At 72.0% G+C, this 23,836-nt stretch carries 20 protein-coding genes; 12 read left to right on the top strand and 8 right to left on the bottom strand.

Annotated features, from left to right (window positions below; all coding sequences use genetic code 11):
- Positions 1–30 precede the first annotated feature (30 nt).
- The 4 genes from ACIBK9_RS29110 (at position 31) to ACIBK9_RS29095 (ending at position 4,215) form a co-directional block, all read left to right on the top strand.
- Complete coding sequence (locus tag ACIBK9_RS29110) at positions 31–735, top strand: TetR/AcrR family transcriptional regulator (protein WP_397162106.1); 705 nt, start codon at positions 31–33, stop codon at positions 733–735.
- A gap of 930 nt (positions 736–1,665) precedes the next feature.
- Positions 1,666–3,246 (top strand): alpha/beta hydrolase, encoded by a 1,581-nt coding sequence (locus tag ACIBK9_RS29105; protein WP_397162105.1) that lies wholly within the window; start codon positions 1,666–1,668, stop codon positions 3,244–3,246.
- 98 nt (positions 3,247–3,344) lie between these two features.
- Positions 3,345–3,800, top strand: coding sequence for a GNAT family N-acetyltransferase (locus ACIBK9_RS29100; protein WP_397162104.1), 456 nt, complete (start codon positions 3,345–3,347; stop codon positions 3,798–3,800).
- A 187-nt stretch (positions 3,801–3,987) separates the two neighbouring features.
- On the top strand, positions 3,988–4,215 hold the full coding sequence (locus tag ACIBK9_RS29095) for a hypothetical protein (RefSeq protein WP_397162344.1): 228 nt from the start codon (positions 3,988–3,990) through the stop codon (positions 4,213–4,215).
- On the opposite strand, the gene ACIBK9_RS29090 is transcribed toward ACIBK9_RS29095, so the two are convergent.
- Complete coding sequence (locus ACIBK9_RS29090; RefSeq protein ID WP_397162103.1) at positions 4,201–4,773, bottom strand: TetR/AcrR family transcriptional regulator; 573 nt, start codon at positions 4,771–4,773, stop codon at positions 4,201–4,203. The genes ACIBK9_RS29095 and ACIBK9_RS29090 overlap by 15 nt on opposite strands.
- A gap of 72 nt (positions 4,774–4,845) precedes the next feature.
- Between ACIBK9_RS29090 and ACIBK9_RS29085 the strand changes: the two genes are divergently transcribed.
- From ACIBK9_RS29085 to coaE, 3 genes are read left to right on the top strand one after another with little or no spacing between them, the layout of a single operon-like run.
- Entirely contained in the window at positions 4,846–5,418 is a 573-nt protein-coding gene (locus ACIBK9_RS29085) for a dihydrofolate reductase family protein (protein ID WP_397162102.1), read from the top strand.
- A 26-nt stretch (positions 5,419–5,444) separates the two neighbouring features.
- Positions 5,445–5,603: a hypothetical protein gene (locus tag ACIBK9_RS29080; protein WP_397162101.1), complete on the top strand. Its 159-nt coding sequence runs from the start codon at positions 5,445–5,447 to the stop codon at positions 5,601–5,603.
- A 48-nt stretch (positions 5,604–5,651) separates the two neighbouring features.
- Positions 5,652–6,254, top strand: coding sequence for a dephospho-CoA kinase (gene coaE / locus ACIBK9_RS29075; RefSeq protein WP_364331190.1), 603 nt, complete (start codon positions 5,652–5,654; stop codon positions 6,252–6,254).
- 17 nt (positions 6,255–6,271) lie between these two features.
- On the opposite strand, the gene ACIBK9_RS29070 is transcribed toward coaE, so the two are convergent.
- On the bottom strand, positions 6,272–11,866 hold the full coding sequence (locus tag ACIBK9_RS29070; protein ID WP_397162100.1) for a TIR domain-containing protein: 5,595 nt from the start codon (positions 11,864–11,866) through the stop codon (positions 6,272–6,274).
- Positions 11,867–11,941: 75 nt separating this feature from the next.
- On the opposite strand from ACIBK9_RS29070, the gene ACIBK9_RS29065 reads away from it, so the two are divergent.
- On the top strand, positions 11,942–13,096 hold the full coding sequence (locus ACIBK9_RS29065) for an SLC13 family permease (RefSeq protein WP_397162099.1): 1,155 nt from the start codon (positions 11,942–11,944) through the stop codon (positions 13,094–13,096).
- A gap of 12 nt (positions 13,097–13,108) precedes the next feature.
- On the opposite strand, the gene ACIBK9_RS29060 is transcribed toward ACIBK9_RS29065, so the two are convergent.
- From ACIBK9_RS29060 to ACIBK9_RS29050, 3 genes are read right to left on the bottom strand one after another with little or no spacing between them, the layout of a single operon-like run.
- The gene (locus ACIBK9_RS29060; protein WP_397162098.1) at positions 13,109–13,912 is read right to left on the bottom strand and encodes an inositol monophosphatase family protein; all 804 of its coding nucleotides are present in this window, start codon (positions 13,910–13,912) and stop codon (positions 13,109–13,111) included.
- A 10-nt stretch (positions 13,913–13,922) separates the two neighbouring features.
- Positions 13,923–14,543, bottom strand: a complete 621-nt coding sequence (locus ACIBK9_RS29055; RefSeq protein WP_397162097.1) for a hypothetical protein — start codon at positions 14,541–14,543, stop codon at positions 13,923–13,925.
- A gap of 9 nt (positions 14,544–14,552) precedes the next feature.
- A complete protein-coding gene (locus ACIBK9_RS29050; protein ID WP_387666632.1) occupies positions 14,553–15,617 on the bottom strand; it encodes a hypothetical protein in 1,065 nt (354 codons plus the stop codon).
- A gap of 180 nt (positions 15,618–15,797) precedes the next feature.
- Here ACIBK9_RS29050 and ACIBK9_RS29045 point away from each other — a divergent pair, with 180 nt between their 5' ends.
- Positions 15,798–16,682 (top strand): PIG-L family deacetylase, encoded by an 885-nt coding sequence (locus ACIBK9_RS29045; RefSeq protein ID WP_397162096.1) that lies wholly within the window; start codon positions 15,798–15,800, stop codon positions 16,680–16,682.
- 34 nt (positions 16,683–16,716) lie between these two features.
- On the opposite strand, the gene ACIBK9_RS29040 is transcribed toward ACIBK9_RS29045, so the two are convergent.
- The 3 genes from ACIBK9_RS29040 to ACIBK9_RS29030 are packed head-to-tail and all read right to left on the bottom strand — an operon-like array spanning position 16,717 to position 20,354.
- Positions 16,717–17,490, bottom strand: a complete 774-nt coding sequence (locus ACIBK9_RS29040) for a sporulation protein (protein WP_387666638.1) — start codon at positions 17,488–17,490, stop codon at positions 16,717–16,719.
- A 9-nt stretch (positions 17,491–17,499) separates the two neighbouring features.
- Entirely contained in the window at positions 17,500–18,741 is a 1,242-nt protein-coding gene (locus tag ACIBK9_RS29035; RefSeq protein ID WP_397162095.1) for an SPFH domain-containing protein, read from the bottom strand.
- Complete coding sequence (locus ACIBK9_RS29030; RefSeq protein WP_358293784.1) at positions 18,738–20,354, bottom strand: SPFH domain-containing protein; 1,617 nt, start codon at positions 20,352–20,354, stop codon at positions 18,738–18,740. The genes ACIBK9_RS29035 and ACIBK9_RS29030 overlap by 4 nt, the downstream gene beginning before the upstream one ends.
- A gap of 140 nt (positions 20,355–20,494) precedes the next feature.
- Between ACIBK9_RS29030 and ACIBK9_RS29025 the strand changes: the two genes are divergently transcribed.
- From ACIBK9_RS29025 to ACIBK9_RS29015, 3 genes are all read left to right on the top strand, one after another.
- Positions 20,495–20,728 carry a helix-turn-helix transcriptional regulator gene (locus ACIBK9_RS29025; RefSeq protein WP_397162094.1) on the top strand — a complete coding sequence of 78 codons (234 nt, stop codon included), beginning with the start codon at positions 20,495–20,497 and terminating at the stop codon, positions 20,726–20,728.
- Positions 20,729–20,763: 35 nt separating this feature from the next.
- The gene (gene uvrB, locus ACIBK9_RS29020) at positions 20,764–22,872 is read left to right on the top strand and encodes an excinuclease ABC subunit UvrB (RefSeq protein ID WP_352358255.1); all 2,109 of its coding nucleotides are present in this window, start codon (positions 20,764–20,766) and stop codon (positions 22,870–22,872) included.
- Positions 22,873–23,056: 184 nt separating this feature from the next.
- Positions 23,057–23,680 (top strand): PepSY domain-containing protein, encoded by a 624-nt coding sequence (locus ACIBK9_RS29015; RefSeq protein WP_397162093.1) that lies wholly within the window; start codon positions 23,057–23,059, stop codon positions 23,678–23,680.
- The last annotated feature ends 156 nt before the right edge of the window (positions 23,681–23,836 follow it).

Below are 23,836 nucleotides of genomic sequence, written 5' to 3'. Positions count from 1 at the left end.
CCGCTACCGATTGGCGCTATCATCGATCGCATGGCAGAGACGGACGCGCTCCGCGCGGCGATGATCGAGGCCGCGGAGCGGCAGCTGGCGTCGTCCTTGGACCATGAGGTGGCCACGCGCGCGGTCTGCGAGGCCGTCGGCGTGAGCCAGCCCGTGCTCTACCGGTTGTTCGGTGACAAGCGCGGGTTGCTGGACGCCGTCGCCGACCACGGCTACGAGCAATATGCCGCGCTCAAGGCCGCCCAGGAGCAGACCGGCGACCCGGTCGCCGACCTGCGCGCCGGCTGGGACGGCCACATGGCCTTCGCCCGGGCGAAGCCGGCCCTCTACCAGTTGATGTTCACTCCGCGGCCGTGGTCACACTCGACGGCGCGAGATCGCGTGATGGACCTGCTGGTGGCGGCGCTCACGCGGTGCGCGGCGGCGGGGGCGCTGAAGGCCGAGCCGCAGACCGCCGCTCAGCTGATCCTGTCGGCGAACGTCGGCACCGCCCTCGACCACATCGCCAGACCGGCTCTGTTCGACGACCCCGCGCTGTCCCACCGCATGCGAGACGCCGTGTTCTCGCACGTCCTGGCCGGGCCGGCCGCTCAGAACGACGCCGACCCGCTGTACGCCGCCGCGCTGCGCCTGCACGCACAACTCGATCTCACCGGGACCGAGGCCCTGGAACCGGCCGAGACCGCCCTTCTGCGGCGATGGCTTGAGCGCATCACGCAACCCGTCCGAGGATGACGGCCACGCTCAAGAACACGCTGCCCGCTCGGTCGCCGGCTTTCGCGGCGTAGCGCCCCGCTGCCCGGGCTCGCCTTCTCGCCGTTTCCCGACCAGGTACGGACGGCAACGACGCGGAGGCGCTGGTGCCACCCTGGCATGTGGCGCGTCGCGTCCCTCAAGAGTGGCCTGTGGCGGGGAGGCTGAGCCGCAGGGGGGCTGGGCGGCCCTTGAGGGTCTGATTACAGCCGATCTGTCTTTTCCCTCCTCTGACCCGAGCGGGGTTCTGTGAGGGGACGGGGGTTCGGTGGCACGGAGAATCGCCGAGCGGGCGCGAGATTTTACCCATCGACCTTTTACGACTTCTCTACCTGCGAAGACGGCCGCTGGGAAACTGACATGCGGCTGGAGGTACGAGCGTTCGGGGGCGATGCGGTGCGTATGGTTCGGCGCGTGATCCCGGTGGTGGCGGCGGTCACCGTCCTGGTTCCGGCGGCAGGCGGGGGAGTCGGGCAGGCGATGCGCCTGGTCGCCTCGCCGACCCCATGGCCGGAACGCGACGTGACCGAGCTCGCGGAGCCGCGACCTGAGGCGGCCTGGCCTGAGAAGCCCAGGCAGGACACGGCCGGATCGGCTGGGGCGGACGTGGGGGCGACCAGATCGGCAGGCTCGGAGTTCGGAGCGGCCGGATCGGCGGCGTCGGAGCTCGGGACGGCCGGATCGGCGGAGTCTGAGCTTGGGGCGGCCGGATCGGCGGAGTCTGAGCTTGGGGCGGCCGGATCGGCGGCGTCTGAGCTTGGGACGGCCGGGTCGGCAGGGCAGGGGCTCGGAGCGTCGGAGCTCGGGGCGGCGGGGCCGCAGGAGCGGGGCGTTGCCGGGGCGGTGCGGCCGGCGCCTGGGCGGGAGAGGCTCGTCTGGTCCGAGTGCGGCGGCGGGCTGCGGTGCGCCACGTTGCCCGTCCCCGCCGACTGGGCCAGGCCGCGCGAGGCCCGCGTGGCCGTCCGGCTCGCCATGATGCCCGCCCAGGACCCGCTGCGGCGGCTCGGCGCGCTGGTGGTCAACACGGGGGCCGCGTCGGTCGTCCGAGAGGTCGTGGCGCGGCCGGACACCGTGGGCGAACTGGCCAGGTGGTTCGACGTCGTGCTGGTCGAGGCGCGCGGGGCCGGGGATGGGGGGCACGCGGGGGCGTGCCCCCGACCCCGGCCGGACCCGGCCCGGCTGCAGGTGGCCGAGGGGCGGACGGCCTGGCGGGCGTTCGCCCGGGACAACGCCGTCCACGACCGGGCCTGCCGCGCCGCGCTCGGGCCCGCCTACGCCGGGCTGACGTCCTGGCAGGTCGCCCACGACCTCGATGCCGTACGTGCCGCGCTGGGGGAGTCGCGGCTGCGCTATCTCGGCAACGGCTACGGGAGCGTGTACGGGCAGGCGTACCTGGAGCTGTTCCCCGGCCGGGCCGGGCGGATGTACCTGGAGGGGCTGCCCGACCACACCGAGACCGGGCTCGAACGGCGGCTGCTCGCCCACGCCCGCGCCCAGGAGCGGCAGCTCGGGTACTTCCGCGACTGGTGCCGGAACCGCCCCGGCTGCCCGCTCGGCCGCGCGGACGCCGTCCGGGTGTTCGACGGTCTGGTCAGGCGCGCGCCTCTGCGGCTCGGTGGCGGCGAGCGTACGGTCAGCGGGCACGAGATCGCCGCCGCCGTATGGGCGGGCCTCACGCCCGCCCGGTGGCCGGCGCTCGCGCAGGCCCTCTCCAGAGCCCGAACGGGCGACACCACGGGCCTGACCGCCCTGCTCCCCGCCGAGCCCCCACAACCCACCCCTCCGGGCCCGACGGCAGCCAACCCCGGCCCGGGCCAGCCGCCCCCCGCAGGTACGGCCGGAGCCCGCCTCGGCGCGGGCCAGGCGGCCTCTGGTACCGCGGCCTCTGGGGCGGTGGCCTCTGGAGTGGCGGGGGGAGGCGTCCTGTCCGATGCGCGGGCGGCTTCAGGGGCGGCGGGGGCGGTGTCGCAGCCTGGGGAGGCGGTTCCCGGTGTGGTGGGGGGAGTGGCGTCCGAGGTGGGGGAGGTGGGGCCGGCAAGTGCGGAGGGGGTCAGGTGGTGTCATGACTTCGGGTTGGCGGCGCCCGGCTATCGCCGGTTCCTTCAGATGGAGGCGCGGCTGCGGAAGGCGGCCCCACGGGTGGGGTGGCTGAGCGGGCGGGCGGAGGTGGCCAGGTGCCTGGGGGCGGCGCGCTCGCCGGGCTGGGCGCCGCACCCGTTGCCGGCCGGGCTCAAGGTGCCCCCGGTGCTGGTCGGCGTGGGACGGCTGGACAACGAGACGCCGTCCTCCGGGGCGGCAAGGGCGGCCGGGCAGATCCCCGGGGCGAGGGTCCTGTGGCACGGGGACGGGCAGGGCGCGTACCTGGCGCAGGGCGTGAGCAGGCTGCGCGCGGCCTGTCTGCGTACGAAGGTGCACGACTACCTGGTCAACGGCGTCCTGCCGAAGCAGGGCACGTTCTGCCCTGGGGAGCTCACGGCGGGCAACGCTCCTTAGTCGGCAGCGCGAGAGGACCGTCCAAGGCCGGGCGGCGGGCGGTCGGAGGGCGGGGAAGTCGGCGGTGGCGGTGGGAAGGCAGCAGATAGGGTGCTGGCGTGAAGATCGAACGGGCGGTGGCGGCGGACGCGGGCGAGATCCTCACCCTGCAGCGGGCGGCGTACGTGAGCGAGGCCCAGCTCTACGGCGACCCCTACATCCCGCCGCTCGTGGAGTCGCTGGAGCAGGTGCGCAAGGCCGTCGAGACGGGCGTCGTGCTCAAGGCCGTGGACGCCGGCCGGATCGTCGCCGCAGTGCGCGGGCAGGTGGCCGGCACCACCTGCCTGGTCGGACGGCTCGTGGTCGCGCCCGACCGGCAGGGGCAGGGGCTCGGCACGGCCCTGCTCGCGGCGCTGCACGAGCAGGTGCCGGAGGCGGGCGCGTTCGACCTGTTCACGGGGCATCTGTCGGAGGGGAACCTGCGGCTGTACCGGCGGCTCGGCTACCGCGAGACCCGGCGGGAGCGGATGGACGACCACCTCACCCTGATCCACCTGCGCCGCAGCCCAAACTGATCGTTTCCCCGGGGGCCTGTCCGGTGCCCGACGCCACGGCGTCCGGGCAGGCGGGATCGCGGTGATTCCGGGGGCGAAGAGCTCGCCTCGCGGCCCGTCTCATCACCCAGGACGCCATGACGGCTCCCGAGGGGAGCGCCACCGACCCGAGAGGTGAGCAGTCGCAGACGGGTGACCGGGCAGGGTCCTGGACGTCACCGGCGACGGCAAGGCCGAGGTCGTCGCAGGCGCCCCGGCCCAGAACGGCCGCGCGGGCAGGCCCGTCGTCCTGGGCGGCTCGTCCGGCGGCGTCTTCGCCTCCGGCACCCAGGTCTGTGACGCGGACCAGTTCGGTCGCCTTCGGCAAACTCCTGGCCCGGTGAACGCCCGCCCGGACCGGGGCTGGCCGGTCCGGGCGTTGTCAGCCGTTCAGTGATCTCCGCACGGCGGCGTCCACGAGCTGGCGGACCTCCTGCTCGCTGAAGATGTCCGGCAAGGTCAGCCGTTCGACGATGAGCCAGTTCAGGGCGAGGTAGAGCAGGACCACCGAGGTCGAGTCGCCGGGCAGGCCGGACGTCGCGTGGTAGCCGATGTTGGCGTCGATGTCCTCGCGGATGCGCTTGGTGAGCACGGCGCGCAGCTCAGGGCGCCGGGTGGACTCCAGCCGCAGTTCGAGCAGCGCCAGGTAGCCGGAGTTGAAGGCGGTGACCCGGTCCACCAGCTCGTGCATGAGCTCGGCGTAGCGGGTCTCGTCCTGCACGCCCTCCTGGCCGCGGGCGAGCGTGGCCTCGTCGGGCAGCAAGCGTTCGTAGATGCGTCCGCCGACCTGGGTGAACAGATCGTCGCGGTTGGCGAAGTAGTTGGAGGCCGTGCCGGGGGGCACCGCCGCCTCGGCGTCGACGGCCCGGAACGTCAGCCCGCGCGCTCCTTCCCTGGCCAGCACCTCGATGGCCGCGTCGATCAGCGCCTGCCTCCGCTCGGGGTTCTTCCGCACTTGACACCACTCCAGACGTAGTACTATGTTCAAACCACTTCAGTCATAGTACTACAGCAGGAGTTGCTCCGAATGCGAAAGCTGGTCTACTACGTCGGCGTCTCCCTCGACGGCTACATCGCCGGGCCCGGCGCCGAGTTCGACTTCTACCCCGTGTCCGCCGAGATGGCCGACTGGATCAACACCCGCTATCCCGAGACGCTGCCCACCCACATCCGCAGGCTCGTCGGCCTTGAGGGCGTGCCCAACAAGGTGTTCGACACCCTGGTGATGGGCCGCGGCACCTTCGAGCCGGCCCTGGAGGTGCCCACCACCAGCCCGTACTCCCATCTGCGCCAGTACGTCGTCTCCAGCACGCTGACGATCGACGACCCCACGGTGCACGTGGAGAAGGGTGACCCGATCGAGCTCGTCCGGCGGCTGAAGGCCGAGGACACCGGCATGGACATCTACCTCTGCGGCGGCGGCAAGCTCGCCGGCTCCCTGCTCCCGGAGATCGACGAGATCATCCTCAAGCGCTACCCCGTGGTGGCCGGGGCGGGCATCTCCATGTTCGCCGGCCGGTTCAGCCCCACCCTGTTCACCCCGACCAGGCGCGAGTCCTTCGACAACGGCGCCCAGGTCACCTGGCTCACCCGCGCCTGACACCCACCCCCAAGGAGGAAAAAAGTATGCAGATCAAACTTCCCGCCACGATCATCCAGGCCAAGTCCGACCAGCAGGCCCGCTCGCCGCACCGGCACGACCAGCCGGCGCGCGACCTCAAGCCCACGGGCCGGGCCAACCCCTCCCGCCGTCCGACCGCCGCGCCGCGCCGCGGCGGGTACTGAGCGAGCCGGCGGGATGACCGGGTACGCCGTGATGGGTAGTCTTTTCCGGTGCTGAAGATTGGGCTCACCGGCGGCATCGGCTCCGGCAAGAGCGAGGTGTCCAGGCGGCTGTCGGCCAGGGGCGCCGTCGTCATCGACGCCGACAAGATCGCGCGAGAGGTGGTCGAGCCCGGCACGGTGGGGCTGTCCCGGGTGGTGGCCGCGTTCGGGGAAGGGGTGCTGCGCCCCGACGGCTCGCTGAACCGGGAGCGGCTGGGCGCGGTGGTCTTCGCCGACCCCGACCGGCTGGCCGCGCTCAACGCGATCGTGCATCCGCTGGTGGGGGAGCGGGTGGCCGAGTTGCAGGGCCAGGCGGCCGACGACGCGATCGTGGTCTACGACGTGCCGCTGCTCGTGGAGAACAAGCTGGCCCCCATGTACGACGTGGTGATCGTGGTCGACGCGGCCGACGAGGTGCGGATCCGGCGCCTGGCCGACCACCGCGGCATGCCGGAGGCCGACGCCAAGGCCCGCATCGCCGCCCAGGCGAGCCGGGAGGACCGCCTGGCCGCCGCCGACCTGGTGATCCCCAACGAGGGCTCCCTCGACGACCTGGAGGCCCGGGTCGACGAGGTCTGGCACGAGCTCGTACGCCGCGCCGCCCGCGGATAGTAGTCACCCGCCTGCGGTCAGAAGGGCGAGTCGAGCGGCACCTGACTCACCTCCGGCAGGTACGGATCCAGCTCCCCCAGCTCGAACCGTGACATCCCGATGACGTGCCAGAACTGCCCGCCGGGCTCGCCGTGCACCTTGTACCGCCCGTCCGGCGCCAGGGCGGCCCAGCCCTCGGGCAGCCCCAGCAGCGTCGCCCGCCGCTCCCCGCCCTCCCAGAGGATCACCACGCCGTCGTCGCCGGCGCTGGCCAGCAGGTCGGACGTGGGGCTGTAGGCCACCGACCACACCCGGCGCGCGTGCCCGGTGAGGGTGTGCAGCAGCTGCCCGGTCGCGGTCTCCCACACCCGCACGGTCATGTCGTCGCCGCCGGTCGCCAGGTGGCGGCCCGTGGCGTCGAAGGCCAGGCTCCACAGCCGGCCTTCGTGCTGGGTGAGCGTGTGCGCCAGGCGCGGCTGCCAGGGCTGCCCGGGCCGCAGCTCCCACACCAGCGCGCGGCCGTCGTTGCCGGCGCTGGCCAGGTAGCGGCCGTCGGGGGAGAAGGCCACGGAGTACACCCGGTCGGTGTGGCCCTCCAGCGTCGCCACCCGGCCGCCGGAGGAGACGTGCCACAGGCGGACGAGCTTGTCGTCGCAGCCGGTGGCCACGTAGTCGCCGAGGGGGCTGAAGGCGATCGAGCGCACCCGCCCCCGGTGGTCGACCAGGTCGACAGCCATGCGGCCGGTCGGCCGGTACCAGATCTTGACGCTGTCGTCGTCGTTGGCGGTGGCCAGCATGTTGCCGTCGGGGCTGAACGCCTCGGCCCACACGTGGTCGGTCTCGGCGTGCAGCTCGCGCTCGTAGTCGCCGGTGGTGGCGTTCCAGAAGTGCACGCCGCCGTCGTTGCTGGAGGTGGCCAGCACCGGGCCGGCGGGCGAGAACAGCGCGGAGATCAGCCGGTCGGCGGTGCCGGTGAACTCCCGCAGCCGCCGCCCGGTGCGCAGCTCCCACACCCGGACGACGCCGTCGTTGCCGCTGGTGGCCAGCATCGAGCCGTCGGCGCTGAAGCGCACCGACGAGATCCGCCGGCCGTGGCCGCGCAGCACCCGCTGGCACTGCCCGGAGATCGGGTCCCACAGGCGCACGGTGCCGTCGTTGCTGCTGGTGGCCAGCTGCTGGCCGTCGGGACGGAACGCGAACGGCCAGACCGAGCTGCGATGCCCGGTCAGCTCGACGCGCTTGCCGCCGCCCACGGGCTGCAGCCGGACCGTGCCGCCGGAGTCGCCGCTGGCCAGCGTGCGGCCGTCGGGGCTGAAGGTCACCTGGTAGACGGCCGCCGTGTGGGTGGTGTGCACGCCGAGCGGCTCGCCCGACGCCTCCCACAGGCGCACGCTGCCGGACGTGTCGCCGCTGGCCAGCATCGAGCCGTCGGGGGAGAACGTCAGGCAGTAGACGCTGCCGGTGTGGCCGGTCAGCTCGTGCCGGGGGGACCAGGTGGCGGTGTCCCAGAGCCGGATCGTGCCCGCCTCGTCGCCGGTGGCCAGCAGGGTGCCGTCGGGGCTGTGCACGGCCCGGTAGACGCTGCCGCGGTGGCCGTCGAGGGTCACGGCCGTCTGCCCGGCGCTCAGGTCCCAGACCCGGACGACGCCCGCGGAGTCGCCGGTCACGAGCTGGGAGCGGCCGAAGGAGGCGGTGTAGACCGGCGCGCGGTGGCCCGGGAGCTCGTGGACCAGCCGGCCGGTCGCGGTCTCCCACACCCGGACCACGCCGTCGCCGCCGCCGGCCGCCACCAGCTCGCCCGAGGCGCTGAGGCGTACCGGCCACACGCCGTCGGGATGGCCGGTCAGGGTGTGCAGGCGCCGGCCGGTGAGGGTGTCCCAGAGCTGGACCGTGCCGTCGCTCGCGCCGGTGGCCAGCAGGTCGCCGGCGAAGGTGACGGCGTAGACGCGGCCGCGGTGGCCCTGGAGGGTCCGGACCGGGGAGCCGCCCGCGCACAGCAGCACGCCGCCGTCCTCGTTGCCGATGGCGATGGTCGAGCCGTCGGGGCTGTAGGCGATGGGCTCGGGCAGGCGGGAGGTCTGGAAGTGGTAGCCGTACGGGACGCCGATGCCGGCGGGCGCGAACTCCACCTCCACCGGCTGGCCCGGCACCACCGCCGCGCCCGGCAGGTGCGGCAGCGTGCCGGTGACGTTGATCAGGGACGCCCGGTGCCAGCGGGCGCCCTCGACCGTGACGTCGCTCAGGTCGACCTGCGCCAGCCGCGCGCCCGACAGGTCGGCCCCGGTCAGGTCGGCGCCGGTCAGCCGGGCGCCGTCGAGCCGGGCGCCGGCCAGGCTCGCGTCGCGCAGGACGGCCCTGGACAGGTTCGTGCCGGCGAGGGTGGCCTCCGACAGGTCGGCGCCGGTCAGGTCGACCTCCTGCAGGTCGCGCGCCGACAGGTCTTCGCCCTTGAGGTTCGCGCCGCGCAGGTCCGCCTTGGCCGGGGTACGCAGCCTGGCCGCGATCTTGACCGCGTTCGCCCTGGCCACGTCGTCGGCGGGCGGGTCGGCCACCCAGGCGCGCAACGCCCGCACGTCGGCCAGGTCGCACAGGAACTCGACGGTCAGCGCCGACAGCGGCCTGCGGGTCAGCGGGAGGGGATTGTCGAGGTTCGCGGCGATGTGGCGGGCGATGAGCCATTCCATCACCGAGGCGTGGATGAACCCGAACATGCCCTCCTCGGTGCGCACGAGCAGGCTGCCCGAGCCCATCGCGTGCGCGGCGTGCGCGGGCGAGAGCTGGCCCGAGGCCAGGTCGCTCAGCGTCTCGCCGATCTCGGTCAGCTCGTCGACGCCGAGCAGCGTCTCGCCGCTGTCCCACAGGCGCAGCGCCAGTGCGGTCACCACCCGCCACAGCTCGCCGATCGACAACGCGCCGGGCGAGCCGGGCACGCGGGCCCGCCGCTCCTCGAAGGCCAGCCAGGTGCTGAGGATCTCCTCGTACAGCAGGGCCGGGCTGAGGGTGTGCTGGGCGCCGGCGACCGTGCGCAGGCGGTCGGCGTCGAGGTCGGCGATGAAGCTGAGCATGCGCGGGTTCTGGGCCAGCGCCAGCAGGTCTTTGATCTCGCCCATGAGCGACATGCGGGCGCCGGCCTCGTCGCCGTCGTCGAACCGGTTGGCCAGGTAGGAGCGGATCTGGTCGTGCGTGAAGTCCTCCACGCTGAGCACCCGCCGCTGCGGCAGCACACCCACCATCTCGCCGAGCGAGGTCAGCACCTGGCTGTGCGACTTGAAGTGCTGCGTACGGCTGGCCACCACGATCTTGGCCTTGTCCTCGGCCGCGGCCAGCAGGGTGGCCAGGTGATCGGCCGCCCGGTCGTAGGTCAGCCGGGTGACCAGCTCGTCGAACCCGTCGAACAGCAGCACGATGCGCCCCTGCCGGAGCAGGTAGCGGAACGCCTTGAGGTCGATGAACTCCTCGCCGTGCCCGGCCAGGTGCGCGGCGACCAGGGCGTCGACCGAGTGGGCCTTGTCCAGGGCGCGCAGCTCGATGAAGATCGGCGTCAGGTGCGGCAGCTCGGCCGGGATGCGCCTGGCCAGCTCGCGCAGCGCGAACGTCTTGCCGTGGCCGAAGTCGCCGAGCAGCAGCAGGAACCGGCCGTGGTCGGCGGCCAGCAGCCGCATCAGCTCGTCGGTGAGCCCCTGCCTGATCTGGCTGCCCGGCCGGTCGAGCTCGCGGTAGCGCTGGGGGACGTAGAGGCCGGGCGGGTAGCGGCGGTCGCCGGTGAGCCGGGCGGTCTGCTCGGCGACATATCCCGACAGGTCGAGCAGGCCCTGGAACTCCAGGAAGCTGCGCACCCGCACGCCCTTGCGCATGAGGTCGTCGCGGAGCGCGCGGGAGGCCGGCGGACCCTGGTAGATCAGCTCGGCGGCCAGGTCGGCGGCGTGGGCGCGGCGGGCGAACCCGGTCGCGGCGGCCTCGGTCAGCTCGCCGACGTGCGCGCCGATCATGAGCTGCCGGACGAACCCGTCCTCGGGATGGGTGACCACCAAGTGGTCGGGGAAGCGCCGGATCTTGGCCCGCTCGTGCCGGGCCTCGCAGACCTCGGTGATGCGGTCGAGCAGCAGCTCGACGGGGCTCGGCTCGCGCTCCTCGGGCTGGGGGGCGGGCGGCGGGGTGCCGGGGGTCTCGCCGGTGAACGTGGCCCGCACCGCCCGCCAGCCGTGCCGGGCGCGCGCGGGCTTGCCGGCGTCGGGCGTCCAGGTGCGCATGCCGTCGGGGGAGATCTCGATCACCTGGTGGCGGCCGGAGCGCGGGGCCGCGACCGCGGCGAAGCCCGGCCGCGGCTCGGCGGCCGGGACGCCCGCGCCGGACCCGTGGAAGAGCAGGTTGAGCCGGTGGGTGAGCAGCCGGTCGAACGTGGGCGCGTCCCGCAACGCGGCCGGCGGATGGCCGATCGCGCCCAGCCGCAGCCAGGCGCTCTCCTCGTAGGGGCGCAGCCGCTCGGCGAACCACGCGGCCTGCGCCTCGCCCAGCAGCGCGTACGCGTCACGCTCCAGATGGCTCATCGCCATCGTCGAGTTGAGCCCGGCCACGACCACCCTCAGGTCGGGCACCTCGAACAACGTCCAGGGCTGGCCGCCGTCGAACACCCGGTCGTCGAGCCCCTGGTACACCTCGCGGAACAGCCCGGCGAAATGCCGCCACTTGGGCCAGTAGGGGGGCTGCGGGCTCACGTCGTCGGCCTCGCAGGTCATGAAGTACGCGCTGGCCGCGGCCTTGGTGACGTCGCGCGGGCCGGGCAGCAGCACCAGCCGGTGGGGCTCCAGCCCGATCAGCAGCCGCAGGTCGGTGACGAACTGCGTGGCCTGCGCGAACTGCCCCAGGCTGCCGGACTCGGTCAGGTCGCCGCTGACCACCATGAGGTCGGGACGCGGCATGCCCCGGTCGTACATGGCCGTCAGGTCGGCCCAGATGCGGGCCTGCATGTCCTCCGGCGTGAACGGCTCGCCGGGATCGGGCAGCGCCCGCCCGAACCTCGGCCCGCCGATGTGCAGGACGTTGACCGACTCCCGCCCGCGGTCGTCGCCGCCCGAGGGCGGGAACTTGGGGGCCGTCACCGGGGTGCGGCGGGCCCTGGCCAGGTCGGTCGTCGGGGGCAGCGTCGGGACGGCCGGAGGCGGCACGACCCGGCCGGAGGGGAAGGCGGGGGCCGCCTCCGGCTTGGCCCGCCCGGCCAGCGCCTCGCCGACCCGGCCCAGCAGCAGCGCCCTGGCCTGCCCGGAGTCGGTGACGCCGAGCAGGTCGACCCAGGTGATCGTGGACAGCAGGCCCTCCAGCTGCACGTCCTCCAGCCGGATCGTGACGAGCTTGTTGGAGGGGTTGTCGGGGTCGGCGCGCATGGCCGCCTGCCACTCCATGCGCCCGTAGCGCGAGGTGAGGTAGTTGCGCGAGAGCACGGCCACGACGAGCTGCGCCTCGCTGACCCCGCGGTCCATGAAGTCGATGAAGTTGGTGCCGGGCACGAAGTCCCAGGCTTGGATCATGGTCCGGTAGCCGGCCGCCTCCAGCTCCCAGGCGATCCAGGTCGCCCAGGCGGTGTCGGCCGGGGAGTAGCTGACGAAGATCTCGGTCGGCCTGCCGTCACGTGCCATCTGCTCAGTATCCACCGAGGAATCGGTGATTTGGAGTCAGTGTGCGATCATCGTCGAGTGTGGCGGCGTCTGGCTGTGCTCGATCTGATCCGGATCGGGCTGCTTGCTCTCGGTCTGGTCTTCGTGGCGACCGGTCTGCTGCCGTGGCGCGACGCCGTCGAGAGCCTGGAGACGATCGGGCCGCTGCTGATCTTCCTGGTCGCCATCATCGTGCTGGCCGAGCTGACCAAGGAAGCGCAGGTCTTCGACGCCATCGCGGCCAGGATGGCGGTGCTCGGCCGCGGTAACTACACCGCACTTTTCTTTCTTTGTACGGCTTTCGCGTCATTTGTCACGATTTTTCTGAACCTTGACACCACCGCCGTCCTGCTCACCCCCGTCATGCTCGCCCTGGCGCCCCGGGCCCGCATCGCCGCCCTGCCGCTGGCGATGACCACCATCTGGCTGGCCAACACCGCGAGCCTGCTGCTGCCCGTCTCCAACCTGACCAACCTGCTCAGCGTGGACAAGCTCGGCCTCGACGCCCAGGGCTTCGCCGCCCGCATGTGGGCCCCGCAGATCGCCTCGATCGCGGTGACGATGGCGTTCCTGTGGGTGTTCTTCTGGCGCCGGGGCGAGCGCCGCGACCTGCGCTACACGCCGCCGGTGCTGGAGCCGGTGGCCGACCGCGTGCTGTTCGGCGCGGCCTCGGCCGGCTGTCTGCTGTTCATCGCCCTGCTGCTGCTCAAGGCGCACGTCGCCGTCGCCGCCACCGCCGCGGCCGTGCTGGTGGTGGCCGCCTTCCTGGTGCGCGACCGGGCCAAGCTGACCTGGAGCCTGCTGCCCTGGCAGCTCGTCATCTTCGTGACCGGGCTGTTCCTGGTGGTGCCCACGCTCAGCGCCCACGGGCTCGACGCGCTGATGACGTGGATGATCGGCACGGAGGGCGACCCGTACCGGACGGCCGCGGTGGGCGCGGGCCTGTCGAACGCGATCAACAACCTGCCCGCCTACAAGGCCGTCGAGGCGGTCATCCCGGCCGCCGACCAGGACCGCCTGCTGGCCCTGCTCGTGGGCACGAACGTGGGCACGGTGATCACCCCGTGGGCCTCGCTGGCCACGCTCCTGTGGTTCGAGTCGTGCCGCCGCCACGGCGTCGCGGTGCCGCTGCGCCGCTTCCTGCTCACCGGCGCCGGCCTGGCCGTCACCGGGCTGCTGGCCACGGTCTGGGCCCTGGTCACGTTCGGCTGAGCGCCGGGGACGTCAGCCGGGCAGCAGCGACATCAGCCCGGGCAGCGCGCGCGGGTGGGCGGCCACGAAGCTGCGGTCCTCTGCCGTGCCGTCGATGCTCTCCTCGAACGGGCCGCCGTCGAGCGCCCTGATCTCGATCCCGGCCTCCTGGGCCAGCAGCGCGCCGGCCGGCAGGTCGACCGCCTCGGCGCGGTAGCCGACGATGCCGTCGATGTCGCCGCGGGCCAGCATCGCCCACGACAGCAGCGGCGCCCACAGTTGCAGCACCCGCCGCGCGCCCACCTCCAGCGCCGCCTTCAACGCCAGCACGGTGGCGTCGCCCCTGCTCACGCCGTACCCCTGGGTCCAGGCCAGCAGCGGGCCGTGCGGGCTGGCCGTGTACGGCGGCGCCAGCCGCGCCCCCGTGGACGCCACGGCCCCGCGCCCCCGGATCGCCGACCACGTCTGGGCCGTCACCGGGTCGTGCACCACGCCCAGCACCGGCCGCCCGGCCTGGCACAACGCCACCCCCACGACGTACGTGGGCAGCCCGATGGCCACGTTGTTGGTGCCGTCGAGCGGGTCGACCAGCCACGTCCACTCGCCGCCCGCCGCGCCGATCAGCCCGGACTCCTCGGCCACGATCGTGTGCGAGGGGAAGGCCGTCAGGATGCGCTCGACCAGCAGCTTCTCCGAGGCCAGGTCGAGATCGGTGACGACGTCGCCGGCCTCGCCCTTGGCCCGGATGCCGACGGCCCCACGCGTGCCCGCCGCGAGCAGCGCCCCGGCGGCCTGGGCGGCCTCGACGGCCACAGAGCGAGCGTGATCCAGGTCCATCGGGCACCCCTCAGGTCAGGTGGGCGGTGATCAGCCGGACGGCCAGCGCCGTCTCCTCGGCGTTCAGCGGTTCCCGGGGAACGTGGTGGCCGGCCGCCCCGAGCGGGCCGAGCGACAGGTCGCGGCTGCCGGGCCGGCCGCGCCCGAGCGCGATCGTGGCCGCCTCGCCGCCCTCCGGCACCACGCTGCTGTGGAAGCGGTCGGCCGGCAGGGTGTAGGTGTCGCCGGGGCCGAACAGCTCCACCAGCCCGGTCGCGTGCCGCACGGTGCGGCGGGTGGGCGAGATGCGGTCGCCGTCGGCGCCGCTGACCACCTCGAACACCCGGTGCGTGGCGTCGGGCCCCGCGTCGGTGACCACCGCGTGCACGTTGCGCACCTGGCCGTAGAGCACGTGGCTGACCAGGTCCCAGCTGTGGCAGTGGATCTGCGAGGTGGTGCTCTCGGCGTGCTGGAGCGAGTCGGACCACAGGTGGAGGCATACCCCCTCGCCGCCCTCACGCTCCAGCGGCAGGCAGACGAAGCCGAGCGGATGGCGTACGGCCCTGGGGCGCGCGGTTTCCCGCAGCACGCCGAGCGCCCACGACCTGGCCTGTCCGTCGCGGACCCGCTGGAAGACCGACCGGTAGCTCATGAGTCGCACTCACGTTCCGTCTCGTCGGAGGGCCGCAGGACGCGCCTCGCCGTAGGGATCGACGGCGCGCAGGGCCTTGCGCGCGATGTCCACGACGTCGCGGCCGTCGTAGGCCTTGGGGAGAGGCACCCCGATACGGCCGAACAGGTCCTGGACCTCCTCGATCGTGGGCTCGTCGCCGAGCGGCGCCTTCTTGTACATGTCCATCGGCACCCGCCGCGCCTGCTCGAAGCTGAGCCGCAGCTCGGTGTCGCAGTTCTCGTAGTAGAACGTGCCGGCCAGCGCGGTCATGGCGCGGTTGGGGTCCTCCACCGTCATGATCAGCCGGGTGGCCGACAGGTCCCAGCGGAACGTCGTCATCGACGACGACAGACCGACCTCGATGTCGAGCAGGCCGTAACGCTGGCGGTACCAGAAGGCGGCCAGGATCGTCGCGTACGACTCCTTCCTGACCCGGTCGGTGGTCCACGTCTCGCCGGTCGCGTCGGGGGAGTCCGACAGGGAGCGCCGGTAGTGGGCGTACGTCTCGCACACCTCGACGTTGGACGGGTCGATCACCTCGACCCGCACCACCAGGTGCCGTTTGTCCCGGCGGGCGGCGGCCACGCACTCGGGCAGGGTGACCGCGCGCAGGTAGGTGCCGGTGCCGCCCTTGAAGCTCCACCGGGTGGTGTCCTTGCGCGCCTCGGCGTGCATCTGGGCGATCTCCTGCTTGCTGCCCAGCACCCTGACCAGCTGCAACGCGTCGAGGGCCTTGCGGGTGCCGTGGACGAGCGTCTCGATCTCCTCCAGCCGCGACAGCCGGACGGGGAGCTGGGCCAGCGCGCCGGAGGTGATGGTCTCCTCGACCGGGGCCTGACGGGCGCGGTCGCGCAGCAGGGCGGTGGCCACCAGCGCCATGATCACCAGCGTCGCGGCGTTGACGAGCTGGGTCTGCACATCGGTCGGCACCACCTCGTCGGGCATGATGCCGAGCACGCCGATCACGACGGCCAGTAACAGCGCGATGGCGCCGTCGGCGTTCTGGGCCGCCCATGGGGCGACCCGCTTCAGCGCCGCCGTGAACCGTGCCATCGTTCGCCCGCCCGTCCGACGATCGGTCAATCCCCTAGGTCATCGTAACGACCGCCGGCATGCGACTTCCAGCGCACGGGAAGGAGGTATCTCCTACCCGGGAATGACATGACATCTCCCCCTGGCAGCTCAGGACCGGGACCTGACCAGGTTCGATACTGGAAGCGCACGGGGGTGGGGATGAAGGGGATCAGGATGTTCTCGGCGGCCGCGCTGGCGCTGGTGCTGGTGGCGGTGCTGGCGTGCCCGGCCCCGCCCGCGGCGGCGTGGGCGGAGGTCCATCGGCCGTCGTCGTCGGAGCGGTTCATGCAGGTCGTGGCCCACCCGGACGACGACCTGCTGTTCATGAGCCCCGACCTGTACGGCGCCGTCCAGTGGCACCGCCCGACGGTGACCGTCTACCTGACCGCGGGCGAGGGCCAGGCCGGCTGGGACGACGACCGCGACCCCGTCGCCTACACCCGCGACCGCGCGCGGGGCCTGCGGGCCGCGTACGCCTTCCTGGCCGGCGCGCCCGACGTCTGGCGGGTCACGACGATCACGGCGGGCGGCTTCCCCGTCCGCCTGGAGGAGCTGGCCGACAGGCCGGCGGTCAGGCTCGCCTTCGTCGGGCTGCCGGACGGCGGCGACCCGCGCGCGGACGGCGGCCGCGACGCGCTGACCAGGCTGTGGCAGGACCGCTCCTGCGTGCGCCGGTTCGGCGCCGGCCCCGAGCCGCGCTGCGTCGGCCGGCGGGACGTGGTCGGCGTGCTGCGCGCGCTCTACGCCCGCTTCCGGCCGACGGTGCTGCGCACGCTCGACCCCGAGCCGCCCACCGGCCGGGGGTTGTGCGACCACCCCGACCACGTCGCCTCGGCCCGCTTCGCGCTGGCCGCGGCGAGCGGGCTGGGGCTGCGGGCGGTCTCCTACCGCGGCTACCCGATGACCGGCTGGGCCCCCAACGTCGCGGGGGCGCTGCGCGAGCTCAAGCGCCAGGTCTTCGGCGTCTACCTGGGCCACGACTACCGCGTCGGGCACACCTGGCGCTACCGGGCCTGGACCGAGCGCATGTACCGGGTCCCCTGAGCCGGGACGCCGCCCGGCTCAGGGGAGCGCCCGGCTAGAACCAGCCGCGGCGGCGGGCCATCTGCTCCAGGCCGTGCTGCAACGCCTGGTCGGCCGCGCCGGGGTGGTCGTCGTAGCGCACGGTGAAGCGGTTGTAGGTGTCGTGGCTGGAGGTCAGGAAGCCGCCGCGCTTGTCGGCCTCCAGGATGACGTCCATCTGCCGCGGCCCGGCGATGAACGTCAGCTCCAGCTCGTTGAAGTGCCGCCGCCACTGGCCGCCCGCGTAGTACTCGATCTCCTGGAAGAACGGCATCGTCGAGCCGTACAGCGTGCCGCGCTCCAGGTCGGCCTTCTTGAAGCCGAAGCCCAGCCGGTCGAGGGCGGCGATGACGTGCTCCTGGGCCGGCAGCGGGCTGACGAACAGCGGGTCGAGGTCGCCCTTGTCGATCGCGCCCGCCAGCGCCAGCTCCGTCTGGACGCCGAGCCGCATGCCGTGCAGCGGGTGGCCGCCGATCGCGCTGATCGGCGTCTCCCACGGCACCATGATCTCGAACGGCTGCTGGTGCTGGGCGCCCGAGGCGAGCTGGAACGTCCCGGCCACCTGCTGGCGCAGGAAGCTGTAGGTCGTCTTGTACTCGTTGTCGCCGCTCTCGACCTCCACCACGGCGGTCAGGTCGAGGTAGATGCCCTCGACCTTGTAGTCCGAGCCGCCGCCGCGGAAGTGCACGACGCCGCGCAGCGGCTCACCGGGACGCACGGTCGCGTCGGTCAGCACCGTGTCGACCTCGACGCCCGCGCCGAAGGCGGCCATCAACTTGCGGAACACCATGGGTCTCTCCTATGCGGTGGGGGTCTGGCCGTTGACGGCGGCGTGTCCCGTGCCCGAGATGCGGGGGAGCAGCTGGGCCAGGACGAGGGTGGACAGCGCCGAGTCGGCCTGGCCCTGCTGGGTCCGTACGACCAGCGGCTGGGGGGCGTTCTCGGCGAGCTTGGCGCCCACGTCCAGGCGCCGGCGGGCCAGCTCGTACTGCAGCACGGCCCGGTTGTCGCGGTAGGACTCGGCCAGCCTGCGCAGGGCCTTGGCCTCGTTCTCGGCGGCGGTCAGGTCGGCCCTGCCGCGCGCCTCGATCTCCCACGTCACGCGCTGGGCCTCGGTCTCCTGCTCCTCCAGCATGCGCGCCACGTTCTTGCGCGCGGTGTTGTGGGCGGCCTTGACCTCGACCACGCGGGCGTCGCGGGTCTTCTTGGAGCGCTCGATCTCCATGAGCAGCGTGTCGATGCGGCGCTTGCGGGTCAGCTCCCACTCGCGCTCGTAGGCCGACAGCTCCTTGGCGACCTTCTCCCGGGTGGCCAGGTGCTGCTGGTACTGGTCGGGGAGCTGGACGTCGGGGATGTTGGCGCCGGTGACGCGCACGCCGTACCGGCCGAGCTGGCGGTTGAGCGCCTCCTGCATGTCCCCGACGTCGGAGCCGCGCAGGTCGTAGGCGCGCTCGGTGTTGACCCGCCGGCTGCGCTGCCTGATCGCGTCCTGCACGGCGCTGGAGAGCACGAGGTCGAAGTTGCCCGCGCCGATCGTCCGGACGAACGCCACCGGGTCCACGATGCGGAACTTCAGAAAGAACTCGATCGACTTCAGCGGCACGTTCTCGGCCGTCGGGCAGGCCACGATCGGCGCCGAGTACGGGATCTCGGTGGAGGTGTCCACGACCGCGTCCACCCGGTCCCACGGCAGCCACAGGTAGTGGCGGCCCGGCGGGAGCGTGCCGGTGATCGCCCCCCAGCGGCTGCGCACGCCGGTGGTGCCCTCCTCGATCTCGATGATCGCCTGGCGCCAGATCGTGACCAGCGCCACGACCAGGAAGAACAGCGCGGCCAGCGCGGCGGGCAGGGTGAGGTCGGTGAGCGCGGCCATCCCGGCGAAGTACAGGGCCAGCAGGACGAGCGCCATCCAGGCGAAGCCGCGCCGGTCCTTGGGGATCACCACCGGCACGAGCTGGCCCTGCTCGCCGCCGCGCAGCAGCTGGCGGATGTCGGACCAGGAGGCCAGCGACTCCTTGATCTTCGAGAACTCGCGGGTCATCGGACCTCACCCTCGCTCAGGCGGCCGGGCAGCAGGCGCTCGACCGTGCTTTCCAGGTCGTGGTCGGGCTCAGGCGTGGCCTGCGGCTCGCTCACGTCGGCGGCGGCCTTCTTCAGCAGGGCCGCGATCTCGTCCTCGCGGCTGCTGACGCGGGCGGCGATCTCGCCGAGCCGGCCGCGGATGGCGGCCATGTCCTCGGCGGAGAACAGCGCCGCGCCCTTGCCGCCCACGAGCTGCTGGGCCAGGGCCAGGAAGTCGATGTCGGTCTGCTCGCCCACCTGCACCACCTGCGGCAGCCGGGTGGCCACCGACTCCAGCTTGGTCAGCAGGTCCTGCTGGAAACGGTAGTCGAGGATCTCGGGGGCCTCGGCGGCCGACAGCGCCCGGATGTCCAGGGCCTGGGCCTCCAGGAGCGCGGCGTTGGCGTTGGCCGTGGACTCGGCCTCGACCAGGCGCTGCCTGGCCTGCGCGGTGGCCTGGTGGCTGGCGCGTTCGAGCGCGGTGTCCATGCGGGCCTGGTAGCCGGCGATCTCGGCCTGGATGGCGCTGAGCGTCTCCTGCAGCCCCGCCAGCTCCTTGACCAGGTCGCCCTCGTTCTGCTCCTTGCGGAGCTGGAGCTCGTACTCGTAGGTGTAGGCCTCCTTGGCCACCCGGACCATCTCGGGGGCGGCCAGGTCCATGCGGTACTCCTGGCTGGACGGCTCGGCGTGGGTGATGTTCACGTCGGTGAGCCGTACGGCGGGCAGGAACTGCTGGTTCAGGTTCTCCAGCATGCCGAGGGTGCTCTCGCCCACCAGGTCGTAGATGTCCTCGGCCCGCTGGGCGTAGATCAGCGAGCGGGTGACCTCGCTGATGGCGTTCTGCAGCTTGGACTGGAAGCCGCTGACCGAGCCCAGCACGAAGATGAACTCGGCCGGGTTCTCGATCCTGAACTGCAGGAACAGGTCGACGCTGGCCTTGACGCCCTGCTGGGTCGGCGCCTCCCTGATGGGGGCGTTGAACGGGTACTCGCGGGTGGTGTTGACGATGTAGCTGACCCGCTTCCACGGGTTGAACAGCGTCACCCGGCCCGGGTCGGCGATGTGCACCAGCTTGCCGAACTTGGTGATCAGCGCCTTGCAGCCCTCGGGGACCATCACCACGCTCCTGCGCCACCACAGGAACGCGGCGGCCAGCACCAGCACCACCCAGTAGTGCGGGCCGAAGAAGATGTCCGACCCCGGCACAATGCCGCCGAGCGCGCCGATCAGGCCCAGGACCACCAGCACCGTCAGCGGGATGACCACCTTGGCCGTGCTGCCCTTGGGGATCACCACCGGCGAGATGACGTGCATGCCGTTCTCGGCGAAGCTGCGGTTGACGATCTCGCCGGCCTCGTTCAGTGAGGCGGACCTGGCCTCGATCAGCGTGCCGACGGAGGCGCCGCCGTCGCGGGCGGCGGCGAAGTCGTGCGGGTTGAGCGCGAAGCCGGGGGCCTGGCCGGTGAGCTGGCCGGCCTGGTCGGCGACCTGGCCGATCGCCTGGCTCATCGCCTGCCGTACGTCACCTCCTTGAGCGACCGCTTGGGCTATGCCCTGACCTGCCTGGATCAGTGCCTCTCGGGGTCGTGACATCGAACCTTCCTTTTCCGCTACAGGCGAATCCGACCGTATCGGGTATGACTTGCTGTTCGCTTGCAATGTGTCGTCATATGACTGTTACGTCCCATAGCAGAGGTGTTATGGATGGAGCAGGTCTGCTACCTGGAGGGTTGATGAGCGAGACCGTCCACAACCGCATCGCGCTGCTGCGCGCCGAGCGGGGGGTGAGCCGCAGGCAGCTCGCGCAGGCGCTGGGGGTGCATTACCAGACCGTGGGATACCTGGAGCGGGGCGAATACAGCCCGAGTCTTCACCTGGCGTTGCGTATAGCGCGGTACTTCGAGGTGCCGGTCGAGGTGGTGTTCTCCACCACGCCGTTCCCCCGGATCGGGCAGCCCACGGCCTGACGGTTTCTGTCGGTGGCGCCGCCTACAGTGGCAGCATGCGTCCGGTCACAGATTTGCAGCGGAAGGTGGCGCCTTTCGAGGTCGTCACCGAGATGACTCCATCCGGCGACCAGCCGACGGCCATCGCCGAGCTGGAGCGCCGCGTCCGGGCCGGGGAGAAGGACAGCGTCCTGCTCGGCGCCACGGGCACCGGCAAGACGGCCACGATCGCCTGGCTGATCGAGCGGCTGCAGCGGCCCGCGCTGGTCATGCAGCCCAACAAGACGCTCGCCGCCCAGTTCGCCAACGAGCTGCGCGAGATGCTGCCCAACAACGCGGTCGAATATTTCGTCTCCTATTACGACTACTACCAGCCCGAGGCGTACGTGCCGCAGAGCGACACGTACATCGAGAAGGACTCCTCGATCAACGACGAGGTCGAGCGGCTGCGCCACTCGGCCACCAACTCGCTGCTCACCCGCCGCGACACCATCGTGGTCGCCTCCGTCTCGTGCATCTACGGCCTGGGCACCCCGCAGGAGTACGTCGACCGCATGGCCAGGCTCCGCGTCGGCATGGAGGTCGACCGCGACCAGCTCCTGCGCCGCCTGGTCGACATGCAGTACACGCGCAACGACCTGGCCTTCACCCGGGGCACGTTCCGGGTGCGCGGCGACACGATCGAGATCATCCCGAAGTACGAAGAGCTGGCCGTGCGCATCGAGATGTTCGGCGACGAGATCGAGAAGCTCGCCACCATGCATCCGCTGACCGGCGAGGTCATCACTGAAGACGAAGAGCTCTACATCTTCCCCGCCTCCCACTACATCGCCGGCGAGGAGCGCATGGCGGCGGCCGTGGCCGGCATCGAGGCCGAGCTGGCCGCGCGCCTGTCGGAGCTGGAGCGGCAGGGCAAGCTGCTGGAGGCCCAGCGGCTGCGCATGCGCACCACCTACGACATCGAGATGATGCGCCAGATCGGCACCTGCTCCGGCATCGAGAACTACTCCCGTCACCTCGACGGCCGCGCCGCCGGCACCGCGCCCAACACGCTGCTCGACTACTTCCCCGAAGACTTCCTGCTGGTCCTCGACGAGTCCCACCAGACCGTGCCGCAGATCGGCGCGATGTACGAGGGCGACGCCTCGCGCAAGCGCACGCTGGTCGACCACGGGTTCCGGCTGCCGTCCGCGCTGGACAACCGGCCGTTGAAGTGGGAGGAGTTCCTGGAGCGCATCGGGCAGTCGGTCTACCTGTCGGCCACGCCCGGGCCGTACGAGCTGGGGCGGGTCAAGGGCGACGTCGTCGAGCAGGTCATCCGGCCCACCGGCCTGGTCGACCCCGAGATCGTCGTCAAGCCCACCAAGGGGCAGATCGACGACCTGGTCCACGAGATCCGCGAGCGCGCCGAGCGCGACGAGCGCGTCCTGGTCACCACGCTGACCAAGAAGATGTCCGAAGACTTGACCGACTATCTCCTGGAGCTCGGCATCCGGGTGCGCTACCTGCACAGCGAGGTCGACACGCTGCGCCGCATCGAGCTGCTGCGCGAGCTGCGCATCGGCGAGTTCGACGTGCTGGTCGGCATCAACCTGCTGCGCGAGGGCCTCGACCTGCCCGAGGTGTCGCTGGTGGCCATCCTCGACGCCGACAAGGAGGGCTTCCTGCGCTCGGAGACCTCCCTGATCCAGACCATCGGCCGCGCCGCCCGTAACGTGTCCGGCCAGGTCCACATGTACGCCGACAAGATCACGCCGTCGATGGAGCGGGCCATCGACGAGACCAACCGGCGCCGGGCCAAGCAGATGGCCTACAACGAGGCCAACGGCATCGACCCGCAGCCGCTGCGCAAGAAGATCGCCGACATCCTCGACTCCCTCCAGCGCGAGGACGCCGACACCGACAAGCTGCTCGGCGGCGGCCGTCAGCAGTCGCGCGGCAAGGCCCCGGTGCCCGGCTTCGCCGCCCGCCAGGCGGGCCAGCACGCCAAGGCCATCGCGGGCGAGATGCCGCGGGCGCAGATGGAGTCGCTGATCGAGTCGCTGACCGAGCAGATGCACCAGTCGGCCGCCGACCTTCAGTTCGAGGTGGCCGCCCGGCTGCGCGACGAGATCAAGGAGCTCAAGCGCGAGCTGCGCGACATGCGCGAAGCAGGCGTCAAATAGGGGCCGGCGACATGCGCGAAGCAGGCGTCGAGTAGTGGCCGACAGCGTGGGTGAAACGGGCGTCCAGTAGGGGCCGGCGGGCCGCCGGCGGGTCCCCGCGTGGCGCGGCCTCGCCGGCCCCGGCCGTGGCTCAGGGTTCTGACCTGCGGGAATGAAGGCGGGTTCCTGGGGCAGCGGTCCAGGTATGAACAAGTCGATCATCGGGGCACTGGTCGGTGCGGCGCTGCTCGCAGCCGGCTGCGGCGCCGTACGGGAAGTCGGCCAGTTCGCCGTCGAGCCCACGCCGGGCCCCACCATGGGAAGCCCGTCTCCGTCGATGGAAAGCCCGCCCGAAACGGGGACCATGTCCCCCTCGCCGGGCGCCACGTCCATGAAGCCAGGAGCCGGAGAGCTCAAGGACGCCGCCAAGGTCGCGATGGCCGCGGTGCCCGGATCCAAGGTCGTCTCCGTCGAGAGCGAGGAGAACGGCATGGTCTGGGAGGTCAAGGTCGTCGGCTCCGACGGCACGGAACACCAGGTCGACGTGAAGTCCGGCAAGGTCGTCAAGGGGCCGACCGCCGAGCAGATGGACGAGCAGGAGAAGGCCAAGATGCACACCCGCATCACCGAGGCCAAGCTCGACTACGCCCAGGCCGCCGACAAGGTCGCCGCGGCCGTACCGGAGGGACGCGTCACCGAGCTGAAGCTCGACACCGAGAACGGCAAGACCGTCTGGAAGTCGGACGTGATGACCCCGGACGGGACCAAGCACGAGGTGATGGTCGACGCCGCCACCGGTGAGGTCACCAAGAAGAACGAAACCAGCTGACCCGCGGGGGAGCAGGCCACCTCCGGCCATCGGCGGAGGTGGCCGTCCCGGGCCGCTAGGGGCAATGCCGGGAAGTTAAGACGGCTGGCGGTCGAGTCAAGGTGTTCGGCCGAACCTGGGACATGAGAACGGAGATCCAGTAGAACGGGTGATCTT

The sequence above is a fragment of the Nonomuraea sp. NPDC050227 genome (genome assembly GCF_044459705.1).
Classification (GTDB): Bacteria; Actinomycetota; Actinomycetes; order Streptosporangiales; family Streptosporangiaceae; genus Nonomuraea.
Note: the sequence above shows the minus strand (reverse complement) of the source record. Positions and strands in the feature narration are given on the sequence as shown.